This is a genomic window from Enterococcus sp. 3G6_DIV0642 (assembly GCF_002140635.1).
Lineage (GTDB): Bacteria > Bacillota > Bacilli > Lactobacillales > Enterococcaceae > Enterococcus_D > Enterococcus_D casseliflavus.
The window spans coordinates 1,455,137-1,471,397 of record NZ_NGLH01000001.1; the positions used below are offsets into that span (position 1 = coordinate 1,455,137).

The 16,261-nt window shown below is 41.8% G+C and carries 13 protein-coding genes; 11 read left to right on the plus strand and 2 right to left on the minus strand.

Annotation, left to right across the window (positions count from 1 at the left end):
• The first annotated feature begins 188 nt into the window (after window positions 1–188).
• Window positions 189–1,187, plus strand: a complete 999-nt coding sequence (gene ccpA, locus A5878_RS06935; protein WP_008378470.1) for a catabolite control protein A — start codon at window positions 189–191, stop codon at window positions 1,185–1,187.
• A gap of 144 nt (window positions 1,188–1,331) precedes the next feature.
• On the opposite strand, the gene A5878_RS06940 is transcribed toward ccpA, so the two are convergent.
• Entirely contained in the window at window positions 1,332–3,776 is a 2,445-nt protein-coding gene (locus A5878_RS06940) for a transglycosylase domain-containing protein (RefSeq protein WP_086295100.1), read from the minus strand.
• Between the two features lie 262 nt (window positions 3,777–4,038).
• Between A5878_RS06940 and tyrS the strand changes: the two genes are divergently transcribed.
• The 5 genes from tyrS (at window position 4,039) to A5878_RS06965 (ending at window position 9,180) form a co-directional block, all read left to right on the plus strand.
• Window positions 4,039–5,301, plus strand: a complete 1,263-nt coding sequence (gene tyrS / locus A5878_RS06945) for a tyrosine--tRNA ligase (RefSeq protein ID WP_086295102.1) — start codon at window positions 4,039–4,041, stop codon at window positions 5,299–5,301.
• 69 nt (window positions 5,302–5,370) lie between these two features.
• Window positions 5,371–6,282, plus strand: a complete 912-nt coding sequence (locus tag A5878_RS06950) for an AEC family transporter (protein WP_086295104.1) — start codon at window positions 5,371–5,373, stop codon at window positions 6,280–6,282.
• A gap of 88 nt (window positions 6,283–6,370) precedes the next feature.
• Window positions 6,371–7,264 carry a deoxyribonuclease IV gene (locus A5878_RS06955; RefSeq protein WP_086295106.1) on the plus strand — a complete coding sequence of 298 codons (894 nt, stop codon included), beginning with the start codon at window positions 6,371–6,373 and terminating at the stop codon, window positions 7,262–7,264.
• Between the two features lie 45 nt (window positions 7,265–7,309).
• Window positions 7,310–7,696 (plus strand): cytidine deaminase, encoded by a 387-nt coding sequence (locus A5878_RS06960; RefSeq protein WP_086295108.1) that lies wholly within the window; start codon window positions 7,310–7,312, stop codon window positions 7,694–7,696.
• A 72-nt stretch (window positions 7,697–7,768) separates the two neighbouring features.
• Window positions 7,769–9,180 (plus strand): IS3 family transposase gene (locus A5878_RS06965; RefSeq protein WP_373270291.1). Its coding sequence is split into 2 segments (ribosomal slippage): window positions 7,769–8,237 and window positions 8,237–9,180, totalling 1,413 coding nucleotides; the frame shifts between segments, so codons are not numbered across the junction.
• A gap of 197 nt (window positions 9,181–9,377) precedes the next feature.
• On the opposite strand, the gene A5878_RS06970 is transcribed toward A5878_RS06965, so the two are convergent.
• The gene (locus A5878_RS06970; RefSeq protein ID WP_005225804.1) at window positions 9,378–9,995 is read right to left on the minus strand and encodes an FMN-dependent NADH-azoreductase; all 618 of its coding nucleotides are present in this window, start codon (window positions 9,993–9,995) and stop codon (window positions 9,378–9,380) included.
• 162 nt (window positions 9,996–10,157) lie between these two features.
• Here A5878_RS06970 and A5878_RS06975 point away from each other — a divergent pair, with 162 nt between their 5' ends.
• The 5 genes from A5878_RS06975 to A5878_RS06995 all read left to right on the plus strand — a co-directional run.
• The gene (locus A5878_RS06975) at window positions 10,158–10,853 is read left to right on the plus strand and encodes a response regulator transcription factor (RefSeq protein ID WP_005225805.1); all 696 of its coding nucleotides are present in this window, start codon (window positions 10,158–10,160) and stop codon (window positions 10,851–10,853) included.
• Window positions 10,850–11,797, plus strand: coding sequence for a HAMP domain-containing sensor histidine kinase (locus A5878_RS06980; protein ID WP_086295110.1), 948 nt, complete (start codon window positions 10,850–10,852; stop codon window positions 11,795–11,797). The genes A5878_RS06975 and A5878_RS06980 overlap by 4 nt, the downstream gene beginning before the upstream one ends.
• Before the next feature lie 89 nt (window positions 11,798–11,886).
• The gene (locus A5878_RS06985) at window positions 11,887–12,663 is read left to right on the plus strand and encodes an ABC transporter ATP-binding protein (protein WP_016610278.1); all 777 of its coding nucleotides are present in this window, start codon (window positions 11,887–11,889) and stop codon (window positions 12,661–12,663) included.
• Entirely contained in the window at window positions 12,635–14,725 is a 2,091-nt protein-coding gene (locus tag A5878_RS06990; RefSeq protein WP_086295113.1) for an ABC transporter permease, read from the plus strand. The genes A5878_RS06985 and A5878_RS06990 overlap by 29 nt, the downstream gene beginning before the upstream one ends.
• A gap of 305 nt (window positions 14,726–15,030) precedes the next feature.
• On the plus strand, window positions 15,031–16,261 hold a 1,231-nt coding region (locus A5878_RS06995; RefSeq protein WP_086295116.1), incomplete at its 3' end, for an Ig-like domain-containing protein.

Sequence of the window (16,261 nt, forward strand, 5' to 3'; positions counted from 1 at the left end):
AAACCTTCTTTCAAGTATTCTTTTTCTATTTTATCATGCTTTCGAAGAGAATAGGGGCGGGGAAAGTAGGAAATTGCTAAGTTTTCATGAAAACAAAATTAAAACGGTTGCAAATACGGAAAAAATTTGCTATCCTAACAAAGAAATGTAAATAAGATTTTCTGAAAATAGAATAAGGGAGATATATCATGGAAAAACAAACAATTACGATTTATGATGTTGCACGGGAAGCGAATGTATCGATGGCAACTGTTTCACGGGTAGTCAACGGAAATCCAAATGTAAAACCAGCAACTCGTAAGAAAGTGCTGGAAGTGATCGACCGCTTGGATTATCGTCCAAACGCAGTTGCTCGAGGGTTGGCAAGTAAAAAGACCACGACTGTTGGTGTCATCATTCCTGATGTCAGCAATATGTTCTTCTCATCACTTGCTCGTGGGATCGATGATGTAGCGACCATGTATAAATACAATATCATCTTAGCCAACTCTGATGGCGATACAATGAAAGAAGTCAACGTTTTGAACAACTTGTTAGCAAAACAAGTGGACGGCGTTATCTTCATGGGTCATCGCATCACGGATGAAATTCGCGGAGAATTCTCTCGCTCAAAAACACCAGTCGTTTTAGCTGGTTCGATCGATCCTGATGAACAAGTAGGAAGCGTCAATATCGATTACACAGCAGCTGCCAAAGATGCTGTTTCATTATTGGCGAAAAACAATCAAAAAATCGCTTTTGTCAGCGGTGCTTTGATCGATCCAATCAATGGCCAAAACCGCTTGAAAGGCTATAAAGAAGCCTTGAAAGAAAACAACCTTGACTATTCTGAAGGGTTGATCTTCGAATCACCATACAGCTTTAAAGAAGGCTTAGCCTTAGTTGATCGCATCATCAACAGTGGTGCAACAGCAGCTTATGTCACAGACGATGAGTTAGCCATCGGCGTCTTAGATGGTTTGTTAGACAAAGGTGTTAAAGTTCCTGAAGATTTCGAGATCATCACCAGCAACAATTCATTATTGGCTGAAGCAGCTCGTCCACGCTTATCAAGTGTGACGCAACCATTGTATGATATGGGTGCCGTTGCGATGCGTCTATTGACAAAAATGATGAACAAAGAAGATGTAGAACAAAAAACGATCGTCTTGCCTTACGGTATTTCAGAAAAAAGCTCTACGAAATAAGCAACGATTTGATCAAACGATAAGTGGAACAACGCCTTGTTGTTCCACTTTTTGCTTCAACGATCGTTCGTGTGAGGAGAAAATCTATGGATTTTCTCCTCACACTTTTTTTTTGCATAAAAAAACTGATCAGCACAAGGCTGATCAGTCATCATCATTGTTAGTATTTTGTTGATTATTGTCTTGCTGTTCCTCATCGTCATCCTCATCATTTGCCGTAGGTGTAACATTGTTGGATCCGTTATTCGATGATGTATTCGACGAACGATTGGTTGAACGGCTAGAAGATGCTTTTTTCCAATAGTCAGCATAGTTTGCATCTGAACCACCGAGCCCAAATTTGAAATCGACCGTATCAGGTCCACCAGTGGCCCAATACGAAGTAACGGTACTGCTTGGATTGGTATAGGTTCGATTATCGACTCGCACGGTTCCTCCTGGTTGGGTACCAGTAAACTTGGAAACTTGAGCTTTTTTGACATCACTAGAAAGTTCAAACTTCTGATTCACACCAAAGACTTCTTGGTTTGTTTGATAAATACGATTGATCAAGTAAGCCATATAGTTGGCTGTCCGAGTTCCTGCAGCGCTATCGGTCCCTTTATTGTCATCTCGACCTGACCAGCTGCTGATGGTGATCGATGGGGTGGAGACGACTAGCCAAGAGTCCGACCAGTTGTTGGTGGAACCAGTTTTTCCGACCCAATCGGCATTTCCGAGGTTCCAATCCAATCCGCTGATAACCGATTTAAAGGAACTGGTTTTTTGCTCATCGATGACACTACGCATCATGTCGGTCATGATGGAAGCCGTCGCTTCTGAAAAGACTTGGACAGGTTTGGCTTCATGCTGGTAAAGCACTTCGCCTTCATTGTCTTTGATTGATTCGATGATGTAGCCTTGCTGATAAACACCATTATTGGCAAATGTTTGGAAGCCATTCGTTTGATTCAAGACTGTGACATCGGTAACCCCTAATGGCGCTGATTCATACGCCCAGCTATTATCTTCGGGATAGCCCATTTTGCTTAAATAATTTGTGTAGGCATAAAAATGATCGCCTTCTTTTTCCCAAAGATCTTGGAAAATATTTGTCGCTGCGATATTACTGGAAACCTCCAATGATTCACGAATCGACATGAAGGTATTGGTTCCACGGTTTGTGGCATTGACGATCGGCTCACCGGCGTTTTCTCCTGTCCGCCATTTTGCGGCATAGTCAGAAACCATCGATTCAGAGCCCATTAAGCCACTTTCGATCGCCGGTCCGTAAACCAGCATGGGTTTGATACTTGAACCTGCTTGGCGTTTGGCATCAAAGGCATGGTTGAATTGATTGTCAGCATAGTTACGACCGCCAATAAAGCCTAGTACTTTCCCAGTGGCGTTGTCCATCATGACATTGCCGACTTCGATGGTGGAGTCACCCCAGTTGTCTAGCATATAGCCGTATTTGTCGACGGCATCTTGCATCGCATTATAAATATCTTTATCGATCGTTGATGTGACGGTATAGCCGCCATTAACAAGTTTTTGCTGCGCCAATTCGAAGTATTTTTGATAGGTTTCATCTTTGGCATATTCTTCGTCACTGACATCATCTTCATCTGCCAGCTGTTTGGCAATAATGTCTTTTGCTTCATTTAACACAGTGTAATAAAGGAAACTTTGATCCGTTTGTTCAATGGCTTCTTGTTTTTTGAAGTCTTGCTTCAAGTCATAATTAAGCGCCTCTTCGTATTCCTCTTTCGTAATATCGTGGTTACGATACATACTGAAGAGCACGAAGTCTTTCCGTTCTAAGCCAGCGGTCAAGTTTTCCTTGATCTCACCCGTATTTGTATATGGGCTGTAGACGATCGGGCTTTGTGGCAGACCCGCAATAAAGGCTGCTTGTGGTAAAGATAGGTCAGCTGCGTTGACGCCAAAAATTCCTTGCGCCGCTTCTTGCACACCTGCGATATTTTGCCCTTTATTGTTCCGACCGAAAGGGGAGATGTTTAGATACATGGTGACGATCTCATCTTTATCGAAAAATTTCTCCACTTCCATGGCTAATAAAATCTCATTGGCTTTGCGTTTGAAGGTCGTTTCACTGGAAAGGATTTGTTGTTTTACCAGCTGCTGGGTCAAAGTGGAACCCCCGCTGCCGCCAAAGCCTGTCGCTTCTGATAATAATGCCCGCACGACTGCTTTTGGTACGACCCCATTATGAATATTAAAATATTCGTCCTCTGTTGCGATGATCGCTTTTTTCAAATAATCTGAAATTTGATCGGAATTAACCGACGTTCGCATTAGATCCGAGCGAATCGTTGCGATTTTGCTGCCATCAGCGTATGCGAGTTGAGAAGTCTCTGTGATGTCGGTCAATTCTTTTTGTAACTCATCTTTAGAAGGAGCTGCGGTATCTTCCACAAGAAAAGCAAAGTAGCCGGCACCGATCCCTAAGGCTAAAGAACCGCCTAGAACCAGCAAAGAAATAGCCACTAAGAACAAGGCATGTAAAACCCTAAGACTGATGTTGAAATAGAACCAGCCTCTATTTTTGTTTTCTGTATTCTTTTGATTTTTCGTTTTCTGGGACAAAAAGAGTCACCTCAATAAATTAGAATAGATTCCGTGTAATTATAGCAAAAAACAAGGCGCTTGGGTAGCACCCTATCTGTTATCGAAAGAAGTGTGGGAGAAAATGCCAGTTGGTGTTTGTATTGAACCAGCGATAATAAAGGAAAATGAACGGATTTGCCTAAAAGTTTCTTTTTTGGTAAAGGACTTTGAGAGAAAGACTTTTCATTGCCCTCTTTTTCAGTTAAGATGAACAATGAAGCAATTATTAGGAGGAGAAAGAATGAGTACAGACTTTTTTGAAGAGCTAAAGCAACGCGGATTAGTTCATCAGACCACAGACGAAGCAGCCTTGACCAAACAATTAAATGAAGAGTCTGTGAAACTATATATCGGCTTTGATCCTACCGCAGATAGCCTGCATATTGGTCATTTATTGCCTATTTTAATGTTGCGCCGTTTCCAACAAAACGGACATGTGCCGATCGCATTAGTAGGCGGCGGTACCGGAATGATCGGTGACCCATCCTTTAAAGATCAAGAACGTCAATTAAACACACTAGATACCGTTTTAGAATGGTCCCAAAGTATCAAGAGCCAATTATCTCGCTTTATTGATTTTGATGACCAAGAAAATCCTGCCATCATTGCCAATAACTATGAATGGTTAGGGGAATTGAAACTGATTGATTTCTTGCGTGACACGGGGAAAAACTTTACCATCAACTACATGATGAGCAAAGAAAGTGTCAAACGTCGGATCGAAACAGGAATTTCCTACACGGAATTTGCATACCAGCTTTTACAAGCCTATGACTTTTTGAACCTTTACGACAACCACGGTTGCTTATTACAATTGGGCGGTAGCGATCAATGGGGCAATATCACCTCTGGGATCGAATTATTACGTCGTGAGCGTGAAGTTCAAGGGTTCGGTTTGACTATGCCATTGATCACAAAAGCAGATGGAACGAAATTTGGGAAAACAGAAGGCAATGCGGTTTGGCTAGATGCCAAGAAAACAACGCCTTACGAGTTCTACCAATTCTGGATCAATACGGATGATCGTGATGCAGTCAAATTCTTGAAATATTTCACCTTCTTATCATTAGAAGAGATCGCTGCGATCGAAGCAGAATTTAACGCTGCACCAGAATCTCGAGCAGCACAAAAAGCTTTGGCAAAAGAAGTCACTACTTTGGTTCATGGGGCAGAGGCTTATGAACAAGCCGTACGCATCTCAGCAAGTTTATTCAGCGGCAATATCAAAGAATTGAACGCTGAAGAGATCGAACAAGGCTTTAAAGGGGTTCCTAGTCATCAGGTAACAGAGGATGATTCTTTGAACATCGTTGAAGTGTTGACGACTGCTAAAATCGAACCATCAAAACGTCAAGCAAGAGAAGATGTACAAAATGGTGCCATCTACATCAATGGGGAACGCGTCCAAGACCTAACATACGAGCTCCAAGCAAGTGATCGGATCGGTGGAAAATACGTCGTGATTCGTCGTGGCAAGAAAAAATATTTCTTATTAACATTTTAATCGCAAAAAGCGAACCGACCTGTTGGTTCGCTTTTTTCAAATTTTTGTAGAGGAAGGGTTTTTGTTGGAATGGGAAATATAGTGTTGAATGCCGCCGGTTTATTTGCCATGATCTTCTTAGGGTATTTTCTTAAGCGGCTAAATGTCCTTTCAAAAGCGGATGGCTCGATCTTATCCAAAATTATTTTGAATGTGACGTTACCGGCAGCAATCATTTTGAATTTAGCTTCAATGCAAGTACAAGTCAGTGCCCTTAGTTTGATTGTGATCGCGTTGATCATTACGATCGTCCAGATCCTCTTCGCATTTTTCTTGACCAAAAAAGAATCGAACACACTGCAGCAGTTTGCGATGTACTGCGGGTCAGGCTTTAATATCGGCAATTTTGCGATTCCTTTTGCCCAAAGCTTTTATCCTTTAGGGATTCCGCTGATTTCGCTGTTTGATATGGGGAACAGTATCATGTTGGCAGGGGGAACGACGATTTTCATCGAGTTCTTGATTGGAAAGCGGACGACGTTTGAACCAGGGAAAATCTTTTTGAATCTCCTGCGTTCGCCAACGTTTACCATTTATCTAGTGATGCTGATTATCCGCAGTGCGGATTGGAGGATTCCCGAAGCGGCATTGGCGCTTGTCCAACCAATCGGGATCGCAAATACGTTTTTGTCCATGTTTATGATTGGCTTATTTTTGGATTTCCGCTTACCGAAGCACACCACTCAAACCGTGATCAAAATTTTAAGCTTGCGGTACGGCCTGGCCTTCGTGCTGTTCGCGGCTTTCTATATTTTACCAATCCCAGTTTTATTAAAGCCAGTTCTTTGTTTGTTAGTGTTTGCTCCAATTCCCTTATTCGGTGTCATTAATTCCGTGATTGCTGGAATGGAGGAAGAAGCGGTGGGGTTCGTTTCTTCCATTAGCTTTTTGATAAGTATGCCGCTAATGACGGGTGTCCTGATGTTATTTGGACTCGCTTGATAAAAAAATACGGCAATGAGCAAAATAATCGCTTTACAAGGCGCTTTTATCGATAATAGAGAAGACTAGATTTAGGAGGAAAACAAAAATGTTGATTGGTTCACACGTTTCAATGAGCGGCAAAAAAATGCTTTTAGGAGCAGCAGAAGAGGCAGCTAGCTATCAAGCTACTACGTTTATGATCTATACCGGAGCTCCGCAAAACACGCGGCGCAAACCGATCGAAGAGATGCAGATCGCAGCTGGACAAGATTTTATGACGGAAAAAGGAATTTCGAATATCGTCGTCCATGCCCCGTACATCATTAATTTAGGCAATACCATCAAACCAGAAAACTTTGGCTTTGCTGTTTCGTTCTTACAAGAAGAAATCCAACGAGCCCAAGCTTTAGGTGCAACTCAAATCACATTGCACCCCGGTGCCCATGTTGGTGCAGGACCAGAAGCTGGGATCAAGCAGATCATTAAAGGTTTAAACGAGGTCCTTGAAAAAAATCAAACTGCCCAGATCGCATTAGAAACAATGGCAGGTAAAGGCACCGAGATTGGTCGCAGCTTTGAAGAATTGGCAGCAATTATCGATGGTGTCACCTTAAATGAAAAATTATCCGTTACACTAGATACTTGTCACACGAATGATGCTGGCTACAATGTCAAAGAAGACTTTGACGGCGTGTTAAACGAGTTTGACAAAATCATCGGGTTGGATCGCTTGAAGGTCATCCATGTCAATGATTCAAAAAATCCACAGGGCAGCCACAAAGACCGACATGCGAATATTGGTTTTGGCACGATCGGCTTTGAAGCCTTAAATAAGATCGTTCATCATGAGCAATTATCAGCGTTACCGAAAATTTTGGAAACACCCTATGTTGGCGAAGACAAAAAGAATAAAAAAGCCCCTTATGGCTATGAAATCGCGATGCTGCGGGAAATGACCTTTGATCCTGAGCTATTGACGAAAATTATGGCGGGTGCTTAAACGGTTCATTTAACCATGAGCCAGCTTATTATTGGAGGAAGAAAAATGGACTTTCAGTTGCTGATCGATGCCGCGAAACAAAAACTGGGATTCAGACAGCTCTCTCAATTTGCAGAAGCAGGGAGTGTTGCGGCAGCTCTGGCTACTGCAGATGGACAGATTTATACAGGGATCTGTATCGATACCAGCTGTTCTATGGGTTTTTGCGCCGAACAGACTGCGGCTGCGCAAATGATCACTGATGGTCAGCAGCGGGTGTTACAGATGGTTGCAATCAATTCGGTAGGTGAGCCGATCCCACCTTGTGGTCGTTGCCGTGAATTCATCAGCCAGCTGGATCCTGCCAACCATAACACGCAGGTCATGATCGCAGCAGGAAAAATCATGACGCTAGAAGAGCTGTTGCCTGTTGATTGGAAAGCATCAAAATAAAAAGAGTCCCCTTAGTGAAGCGACCCCCAAAAGTTAGACCAAAAAATCTAACTTTTGGGGGTCGTTATTTGTATGGCAAAATATCCTTTTGAATTAAAACTAAAAATCGTTAAAGAATATCTTAGTGGCGTGGGCGGATATCGGTATCTTGCCAACAAATACGGTATTTCAAGCAAGTCTCAAGTAAGTAATTGGGTGAATGCCTATCGTGAATACGGAGAGGAAGGTCTATTGAGAAAGCATCAAAATCAGAAATATTCTGTTCAATTTAAGTTAAATGCGCTAGAGTTATATCAAACAAGTGAGATGTCCTATCGAGAAGTTGCTAGCACTTTAGAAATGAACAACCCTGCGCTTATTGCCAATTGGATGCGTAATTTCAGAGAAGCAGGTATTGAGGGGCTCTCAAAAGAGAAAGGGCGACCACTTACTTTGACTAGAAAAAAAGAAAACAAAAAAGAAAATACAACAACTGAAGAACGCGAGCGTATCAAGTCATTAGAAAAGCAAGTCCGATCCCTTCAAATTGAGAATGCCTTTTTAAAAGAGTTGAGGAAGCTGCGAAAACAGGAAGCCCAGCAAAGACGCAAGAATCAATCGCACGAATCATCGCCAGCCTCCGAGGATCATTCAAACTAGTTGAGCTTCTTGAAACATTGAAATTTCCTAAAGCAACCTACATGTATTGGCAGAAACGGTTTGACAGACCAAACCCAGACCAAGAAATTGAAGAAAAAATGCTTGAAATTCGCAAAGAGCATAAAGACTATGGCTGTCTGCGACTAAAAAAAGAATTAGAGAATCAAGGGATTCATGTCAATAAAAAGAAGATTCAACGTCTGATAAAAAAACTAGGTATCGAAGTAAAGTCTTACACTCGAAAATCTCGACGGTACAATTCTTATCGTGGGAAGGTTGGTACTGTCGCCAAAAATCGTATTCATCGTCGGTTTTATACAAATATCTGTCACCAAAAAATTACAACTGATACCACAGAGTTTAAGTATTATGAAGTAGACACCACAGGTGTCGTTCGTCAGAAAAAGCTGTATTTAGATCCTTTCATGGATTTCTACAATAGTGAAATTCTATCTTATCGGATTTCTGAAAAACCAAACGCACTAGCCATAATGGAAGGATTAGAAGAAGCAATCCAGATGACAAATGATTGTCCATTTCGTAGAACCTTCCATTCAGATCAAGGATGGGCCTATCAAATGAATGCTTATAAGAATAAATTGAAGCAGCATAAAATCTTCCAGAGTATGTCTCGTAAAGGGAATTGTTTAGATAACTCACCTATGGAAAACTTCTTTGGTTTATTAAAGCAAGAGATTTTTCATGGAGAAGTCTATCGGAGTTTAGATGAATTGAAAACAAAAATTGACCAATATATCTATTATTACAACCATAAACGCATCAAAAAGAAATTAAATTGGCGAAGTCCGGTTCAGTTTCGAGAAGCTGTAAAAACAGCTGTCTAACAGTTAATCTTATCGTACAAAAAAGGAGTGGATTTCTCCACTCCATAAAAGTCTAACTTTTTGGGGTCACTACATAGACCGCTGTGTTCTAAGGGGCTTCTTTATTTCATCGATCCCATGGACGAGCTACGCTTTTGGATAAAAAAACTCCTCAACAAGCAATAGCGCTTTGTTGAGGAGTTGATCGATAGCAATGATTAGAATTTTTTCGCAGCAGCTGCTACGCGTTCTAAACCTTCAGCAATGATTTCTGCTGTTTTAGAAGGATCTGCATTGTGGCCTTCAATGATTACTTCTTCTGTGATGTTCATGCCGAACATACCACCGAAAACTTTTTCCATAAAGGTTACAGCGTTTTCCATTGCGCTCATTTCGCCTGAGTAAACACCACCACGGGCATTCAATAGAACGATTTCTTTGTCTTTCAATAATTGGTTCATTGAACCATCTTCGTTATAAGAAAAAGTAAAGCCAGCTTGGAAGATATAGTCGATGAATGTGTGCAAGGCAGCAGGAATCGTTAAGTTCCACATTGGGAAAGCGAAAACGATGGTATCCGCTGCTGCGAATTTGTTCATCACGTCTTGACGGACAGTCATCAATTCTTGTTCTTCTTGGTTTAATTCTTGTTCTTGTGAAAGTTTGCCAAATGCTTCAAATAACGTTTGACCGATATAAGGCATTGGTTGTGCGTACACATCAAAGGTTACAACGTCCACATTGTTGGTATCAAGATTTTCAACGAACGTATCAAACATTTTTGCAGATACTCCATCAGGACGGTTATTGGCTTTAACAACTAAAATATTTTTCATTTTTTTCCACCTTTACTTTAAGTAAGTTTTAATCACAAAACGTAGTATACTATAAAATAATTTTGCTTACAATAAATAAGTACACTTTTTTTAAAAAAGCTGGAATTTTGCAGTTTTTTTCACACAGATTTGGTAAACTTTAGAGAAAACAGGAGGATTTCTATGAAAATATTCGTGGTCGAAGATGACAAATCGTTAGTCAAAATGATGGAAAATCAATTATCCCGCTATGCGTATCAAACCTTTGTTCCAGAAAATTTCGCTGCGGTTTTAGATGAATTCTTGATGATCCAACCTGATTTGGTTTTGTTGGATGTCAATCTTCCTTATTATGATGGGTTTTATTGGTGCCAAAAAATCAGGGAACGCTCGTTGGTTCCAATTCTCTTCATCTCCGCCCGTGACGGCAATATGGATCAAGTGATGGCTCTAGAATATGGTGCTGATGATTATCTAGTCAAACCTTTTTCTTATGACTTGCTGCTGGCAAAAGTAAAAAGCCACATTCGTAGAGTCTACGGGGATTATGCACAGTCTGATCGGGCGAGAAGTTTGAAAGCTGGCGAATTGATCTACTATCCCGAAGCATTGAAGATGGTCTATCGTGAAGCCAGTGAATGGCTGACTGTTCGAGAAGGAGAATTATTGACCCTGTTAATGTCGGCACACCCAGAGATGGTCAAACGGGAACGGATCTTAAATCTATTATGGGATGATGAGCGCTTCGTTGATGACAATACGCTTTCTGTCAATGTCGGCCGTTTGCGAAAAAAACTGGCGGCAATGGGCATCAATGATCCGATCCAAACGATTCGCGGAAAGGGCTACGCTTTATCAGTGATAGGTACGGAAGAATGAAAGCATATGCAAGTGTCCATTTACCTAAACTACTCGTTACGTTCCTAGCCATTTCATTGTTCGTTTTAGTGATTTGGTTGGATGGCTATCGAAATTACCTCGTAATTGGTTATGGTCTGCTTCTATTCGGGCTGTTCATTGTTCTTGTTTATTTGGTAGATTACCTTTCCAATACTGCGTTTTATCGGTATATCAAGCATGGAAGAGCGACACACCGAAGCAATGGCTACCTTTCCAAGCAATGGCGCAAGCAGTTCGATGCCCATGAACAGCAAGAGCAAGAGCGGCTGACAGAATTAGATCAGCACCATCAAAATCATATTCGTTTCATGAATATCTGGGTTCATCAAATGAAAACACCTGTCTCAGTTTTGGCGCTAATGGCTGAAAGTGAAGAAGTCGATAGCTATGATCTTTTGGCTGAAACAGATCGCTTAAAAAGTGGCTTGGCGACTGCGCTGAATTTTGTGCGCTTGGAAGATTTCACGGAGGACTTCGTTATCGAATCAGCCTCATTGTTGGAATTGTTAAAACACAGTATCGGTGACCAGAAGCGAAATTTTATTCGCAGTGAAGTCTATCCGAAGCTGATGAGTGAAGCAGATATCACGGTGACAACAGACAAAAAATGGCTAGGTATTTTGCTCTTTCAACTCATCAGCAACGCCATTAAGTACTCAAAGCCAGACAGTAAAGTCTATTTTGAGATCGATCCTTTTTCTAGAAGCTTAACGATCGCAGATGAAGGCTGCGGGATTGCAGCAGCGGATCTCCCGCGGGTTTTTCGCCCCTTTTATACAGGGCAGAATGGGCGGCAAACAGGAGAGGCAACTGGGATCGGTCTTTATTTAGTTGAAACGATCAGTACGCAATTAGATATCGATGTGTCGCTTGCCTCTATGGAGAATCAAGGCACGACGGTTACCCTAACATTTCGGAGGTGAAGGCTTTCTTACAATTTTGTAAGCTTTCTATCATGAAATCGATAACTGATTGCGGTGTCGCCTGCTAAACTGGTAGCAAAGGAGTGAAGATGATGGCTTTACTAGAATTGAAAAATGTATCGAAAACCTATACAGGGGAAGTGTCTGTTGAGGTTTTACAACAAATCGATCTCAAAGTGCCAGAAGGAGAATTTATCAGCATTATGGGTCCATCTGGCAGTGGCAAGACCACCATGCTGAATTTGGTGGCAACATTGGATAAACCCACTTCAGGTTCGGTGATCCTCAAGGGAGAGCAGCCACTAGAATTATCTAAGCAAAAACTCGCGGAGTTTCGTCGTCGGCAACTAGGCTTTGTTTTTCAAAACTACAATTTGCTTTCGCCATTGAGCGTGCTTGAGAATGTGATTTTACCACTGACATTGGATCGGGTGGCAGTTCCTGAGATGAAAGAACGTTCGGAGCAGCTATTACGTGAACTTGGGATCTATGAGAAAAAAGACAAACGCATCTATCAGCTTTCCGGTGGAGAGCAGCAGCGAGTTGCGATTGCTAGAGCTTTGATCCATCAACCAGAATTGCTTTTAGCAGACGAACCGACGGGTAATCTTGATTCCAAGGCAGCACGAGATGTCATGGAAATACTAAGTCAGATGAACAAACAGCGAAAAGTCACCACTATGATGGTCACCCATGATCCGTATTCCGCCAGCTTTTCTGATCGGGTCGTTTTCATCAAAGACGGAAAGCTGTATAACGAAGTCTATCGTGGTGCTGATCAACAGCAATTTTATCAAAAAATTCTTGAAGTCCTAGCACATTTAGGAGGTCGCCGCCATGAATTTCAGACAGTTGATCATTCGTAATCTGCGGGGGAATTTTCGAACTTATGCGGCCTACTTCGTCAGCAGCGCCTTTGCGGCGATGGTGTTTTATATCTTTAGTCTTTTGCTCTTTCATCCGCAATTGGAAGAAAACTTATCTAATAGCGATACACTTTCAAGCTTAGCTAAGGTTGGTCTATCCGTCGCACTCGTGGTGATCGCCTTACTGTCGCTGTTGTTTTTATGGTATACATTTGTGGTCTTTTTGAAACGACGCAAACGTGATCTGGCGATCTACTTGATTTTGGGGATCGAAGAAAAAGATCTGCGAAAGATTTTGTTTGTCGAAAATGCCCTTTTAGGAACCTGTGCCACAGTAACTGGTATTGGGTTAGGGATTTTATTGACGAAATTATTGCTGCTGATTGCGCAAAATGTCATGTATCTAACAGAAGGACTGAAATTTATGGTTCCTATGGAAGGTTTAGGATTGACCTTTGGGATCTATGTCTTTATTTTCCTCTTGATCTCCTTTTTCAGTACTCGGGCCTTGCAAGGAGAACAGATCATCTCATTGATCAAGGAAAATGAAAAACCACGTCCTGAGCCAAAAAGTCATTGGGCATTGGCATTTTCAGGAATTGTGCTGTTACTAGTTGGCTATGGATCGGTCTTTTATTTTAGCTACCAAACCTACTCAATGCTGCCACTTATGCTAGGAGTCTTGTTGACTGTTGCAGGCACGATTTTGTCATTCCATCAGTTCAGCGTATTTCTGTTGAAACGATTAAAAAAACGCCCGACCTTCTTACGAGGGACTCGGATGCTGACTATAAGCGAATGGATCTTTCGCATGCGAGACAATGCGGCGATGTATAGTTTAATCGCGATTAGTACCTCCGTGGCATTCGTTGGGATTTCCGTGATGCTGGCGATCGGCAGTTCTTCTTTTTCTTCGATCCAAGGAATCAGTGTAGCCTATGTGTTTCCGTGGTCTGGGCCAGAAGACCTCGATCATTCTGAGGGGAAAATGAATGAAATTAAAACTGCCATAGAAGAAAAAGGGTACTCACCTGTAACGGATAGTGTTTCCTTACTATGGGCCTATGCGAATCTTGATGAATCTGCAGTTATGAATGATCCATTTTATACGACGAATGGCTTTTCAATTATGCGAGAAAGCGACTATCAGAAAATGATGAAACAAATCGGTGAGGAAGCTGATTCCGTTGCAGATAATCAAATAATGACACTTAGTGCTAATTATTCACGTCGAAAACAGCTTCTAGAAGTTCCTGAGAACGAACGCACAAGTATCTATCCACTTGAATTAGGTTCAGGAACCGGTATAAAAAAGGATGTTACGATTGTCCACAGCCCCTCAATGCTTTCTCTGGATTACTTTGGATTGTCAGTTGTGACAGATAAGACCTTTGAGGAATGGCAAGCTCTCTTACAAGAATTTAACGATGATATGGAATCTGGTTTTATTTGGTTAGACTATCCAGAATGGGCTGAAACACCTGAATTGGTATCTGATTTCAATGGGAATTTAGATAAAGAAAATGCCTTGATCGATCAGCAATACGAAGAACTCAGTCGGGAGTTTGAAGCCAAAGGTGACTATACAGATGAAGAGTGGTCAGAAGCGGCAAAAGACATTCCGATGCGTACGTCTTATACCTCGAAATACCAAGTTTTCCAAGAAAATCGTCAAGGAAATGGCATCATCTTAATGATCACGGTATTACTAGGTTCGGTTTTCTTTATTTTCTCCGCTTCGATTATCTATTTCCGTTTATTTGCAGATTTAGATAAAGATGGTGCGTATCATCGTTCCTTGCATATTTTAGGTGTGTCGCCCAAGGAGCGTCACAACGTTCTGAGACGCCAGCTACAAGTGATGTACTTCTTGCCAACAGTCGTGGCAATGATCCATTTTGCGGTGGCAATGACCGCTTTGCGTATTTTAGTAGAATTGCCTGTTTGGCAATACTATGGTGTGATCGTTAGTCTCTTTTTGATTTTCCAAATCGTTTTTTACTTTGTTTGTCAGTACCGGTACTTCCAGCAAATTGATCGGATCGCCGATCCGACAGAGTGATTTATTTTTTAGCCAAATCCCTTTCAATCAACACAGATTGGGATTTGGTTTTTTTGTTTGCTGCATTGTTATTTTCTTTCACCAATGAAGCGTTTTAATTGTGTAAATCACCGAAAAGCAGATAAAATTAGGTAACACTGATTCTATTAGGCAGTCGCGGATACGCGGCAAGAATGTGGCAACTGGAAGTCTATTTTTCTTACCGTGAAACGAAAAGACAACTATTAATGAAAATATTCATGTCGAGTACAGTAATTGCTGTGACCGATGGGTTTAGCTAAGCGCTCACTTAAGGGAGGAAACCAATGATCAAACGTTTAGGAAAAGCATTTGCTGTCTTGCTGCTGTTGATTCCTGTTTTTGCTGGTATGCGGGTTGTTTATGGGGAAACCGATGTGGGTGCCAAGCTGATTACCAATGTATCGATCGTTAATAGCCACAACGAGGTCATCACAAGTATTGAAAAGGATGATTCCTTCAAAATAGATATGACCTGGAGTTTGGAGGACTTAGGTGATTTAAAAGCAGGTGACAAAGCGACCGTCACCTTGCCAGCTGAGATTGAAGGCGTTAATAATACGTATGCTTTATACGATGAAAATAACAACTTAGTGGTCAATGTTACCCAAGTTGGCAATCAGCTGACCTTTGTTTTCACAGAATTTGTCGAACAAAATACCAATGTACATGGGGACTTTTATTTTTGGACAAAGTTCAGTGATGACGTGATAGAAAACCAGATCAACAACATCAACTTTGAAACGGCAAATGGGACGCAATCGGTGCCTATTTTTATTCAAGCAGTGGATGATTCAGGGGAGGGTGCCTTACTCACCAAACAAGGACTGTATTTAGGTACGCAACAACCCAAACGGATCATTGATTGGCGAGTGTATATCAACTCGTTTGACACGGACCAAGTGACGATCAAAGATGGAACGTTTATTGACTTTTTAGGTCCTCATCAGACACTAGTCAGTACGAGTGCTCGAGTGGTCTATGGACCCAGCGTTTCCAACCCAACGTATGTCGAGCAAGTACCGATCGTTTTAAATAGTGACGGCTCCTTTGAAATTCCTTTGCGGGATACAGAGGAACGGATCTACATTACCTACAAAACAGAAACGGATGGTTCATTGGAACAATATACCAATCGGGGCATCCTTGATGCTTTGGTCAATGATGTGCCAAGAACAAGCAGTATTACTGGCTATACGCCACGCTATGGTGGCGGTGGTGGCGGAACCGGTGAACCAGGGGAGTCCAGCAGCACGGAACCAAGTAGTGAAAGCAGTACGAGTAGTAGTACGGAACCAAGTAGCGAAAGCAGCACTAGTAGTACTACGGAACCAAGTAGTGAAAGCAGCACTAGTAGCAGCACGGAACCAAGTAGCGAAAGCAGCACAAGTAGTAGCACGGAACCAAGTAGCGAAAGCAGCACAAGTAGTAGTACGGAACCAAGTAGCGAAAGCAGTACAAGTAGTAGTACGGAACCAAGTAGTGAAAGTAGCACCAGCAGTAGCACGGAACCAAGTA

Coding starts and splice junctions, on each gene's coding strand:
- ccpA (WP_008378470.1), top strand. CDS start 189: ATGGAAAAACAAACAATTACGATTTATGATGTTGCACGGGAAGCGAAT.
- A5878_RS06975 (WP_005225805.1), top strand. CDS start 10,158: ATGAAAATATTCGTGGTCGAAGATGACAAATCGTTAGTCAAAATGATG.
- A5878_RS06980 (WP_086295110.1), top strand. CDS start 10,850: ATGAAAGCATATGCAAGTGTCCATTTACCTAAACTACTCGTTACGTTC.
- A5878_RS06985 (WP_016610278.1), top strand. CDS start 11,887: ATGATGGCTTTACTAGAATTGAAAAATGTATCGAAAACCTATACAGGG.
- tyrS (WP_086295102.1), top strand. CDS start 4,039: ATGAGTACAGACTTTTTTGAAGAGCTAAAGCAACGCGGATTAGTTCAT.
- A5878_RS06960 (WP_086295108.1), top strand. CDS start 7,310: ATGGACTTTCAGTTGCTGATCGATGCCGCGAAACAAAAACTGGGATTC.
- A5878_RS06970 (WP_005225804.1), bottom strand. CDS start 9,995: ATGAAAAATATTTTAGTTGTTAAAGCCAATAACCGTCCTGATGGAGTA.
- A5878_RS06950 (WP_086295104.1), top strand. CDS start 5,371: ATGGGAAATATAGTGTTGAATGCCGCCGGTTTATTTGCCATGATCTTC.
- A5878_RS06990 (WP_086295113.1), top strand. CDS start 12,635: ATGAATTTCAGACAGTTGATCATTCGTAATCTGCGGGGGAATTTTCGA.
- A5878_RS06955 (WP_086295106.1), top strand. CDS start 6,371: ATGTTGATTGGTTCACACGTTTCAATGAGCGGCAAAAAAATGCTTTTA.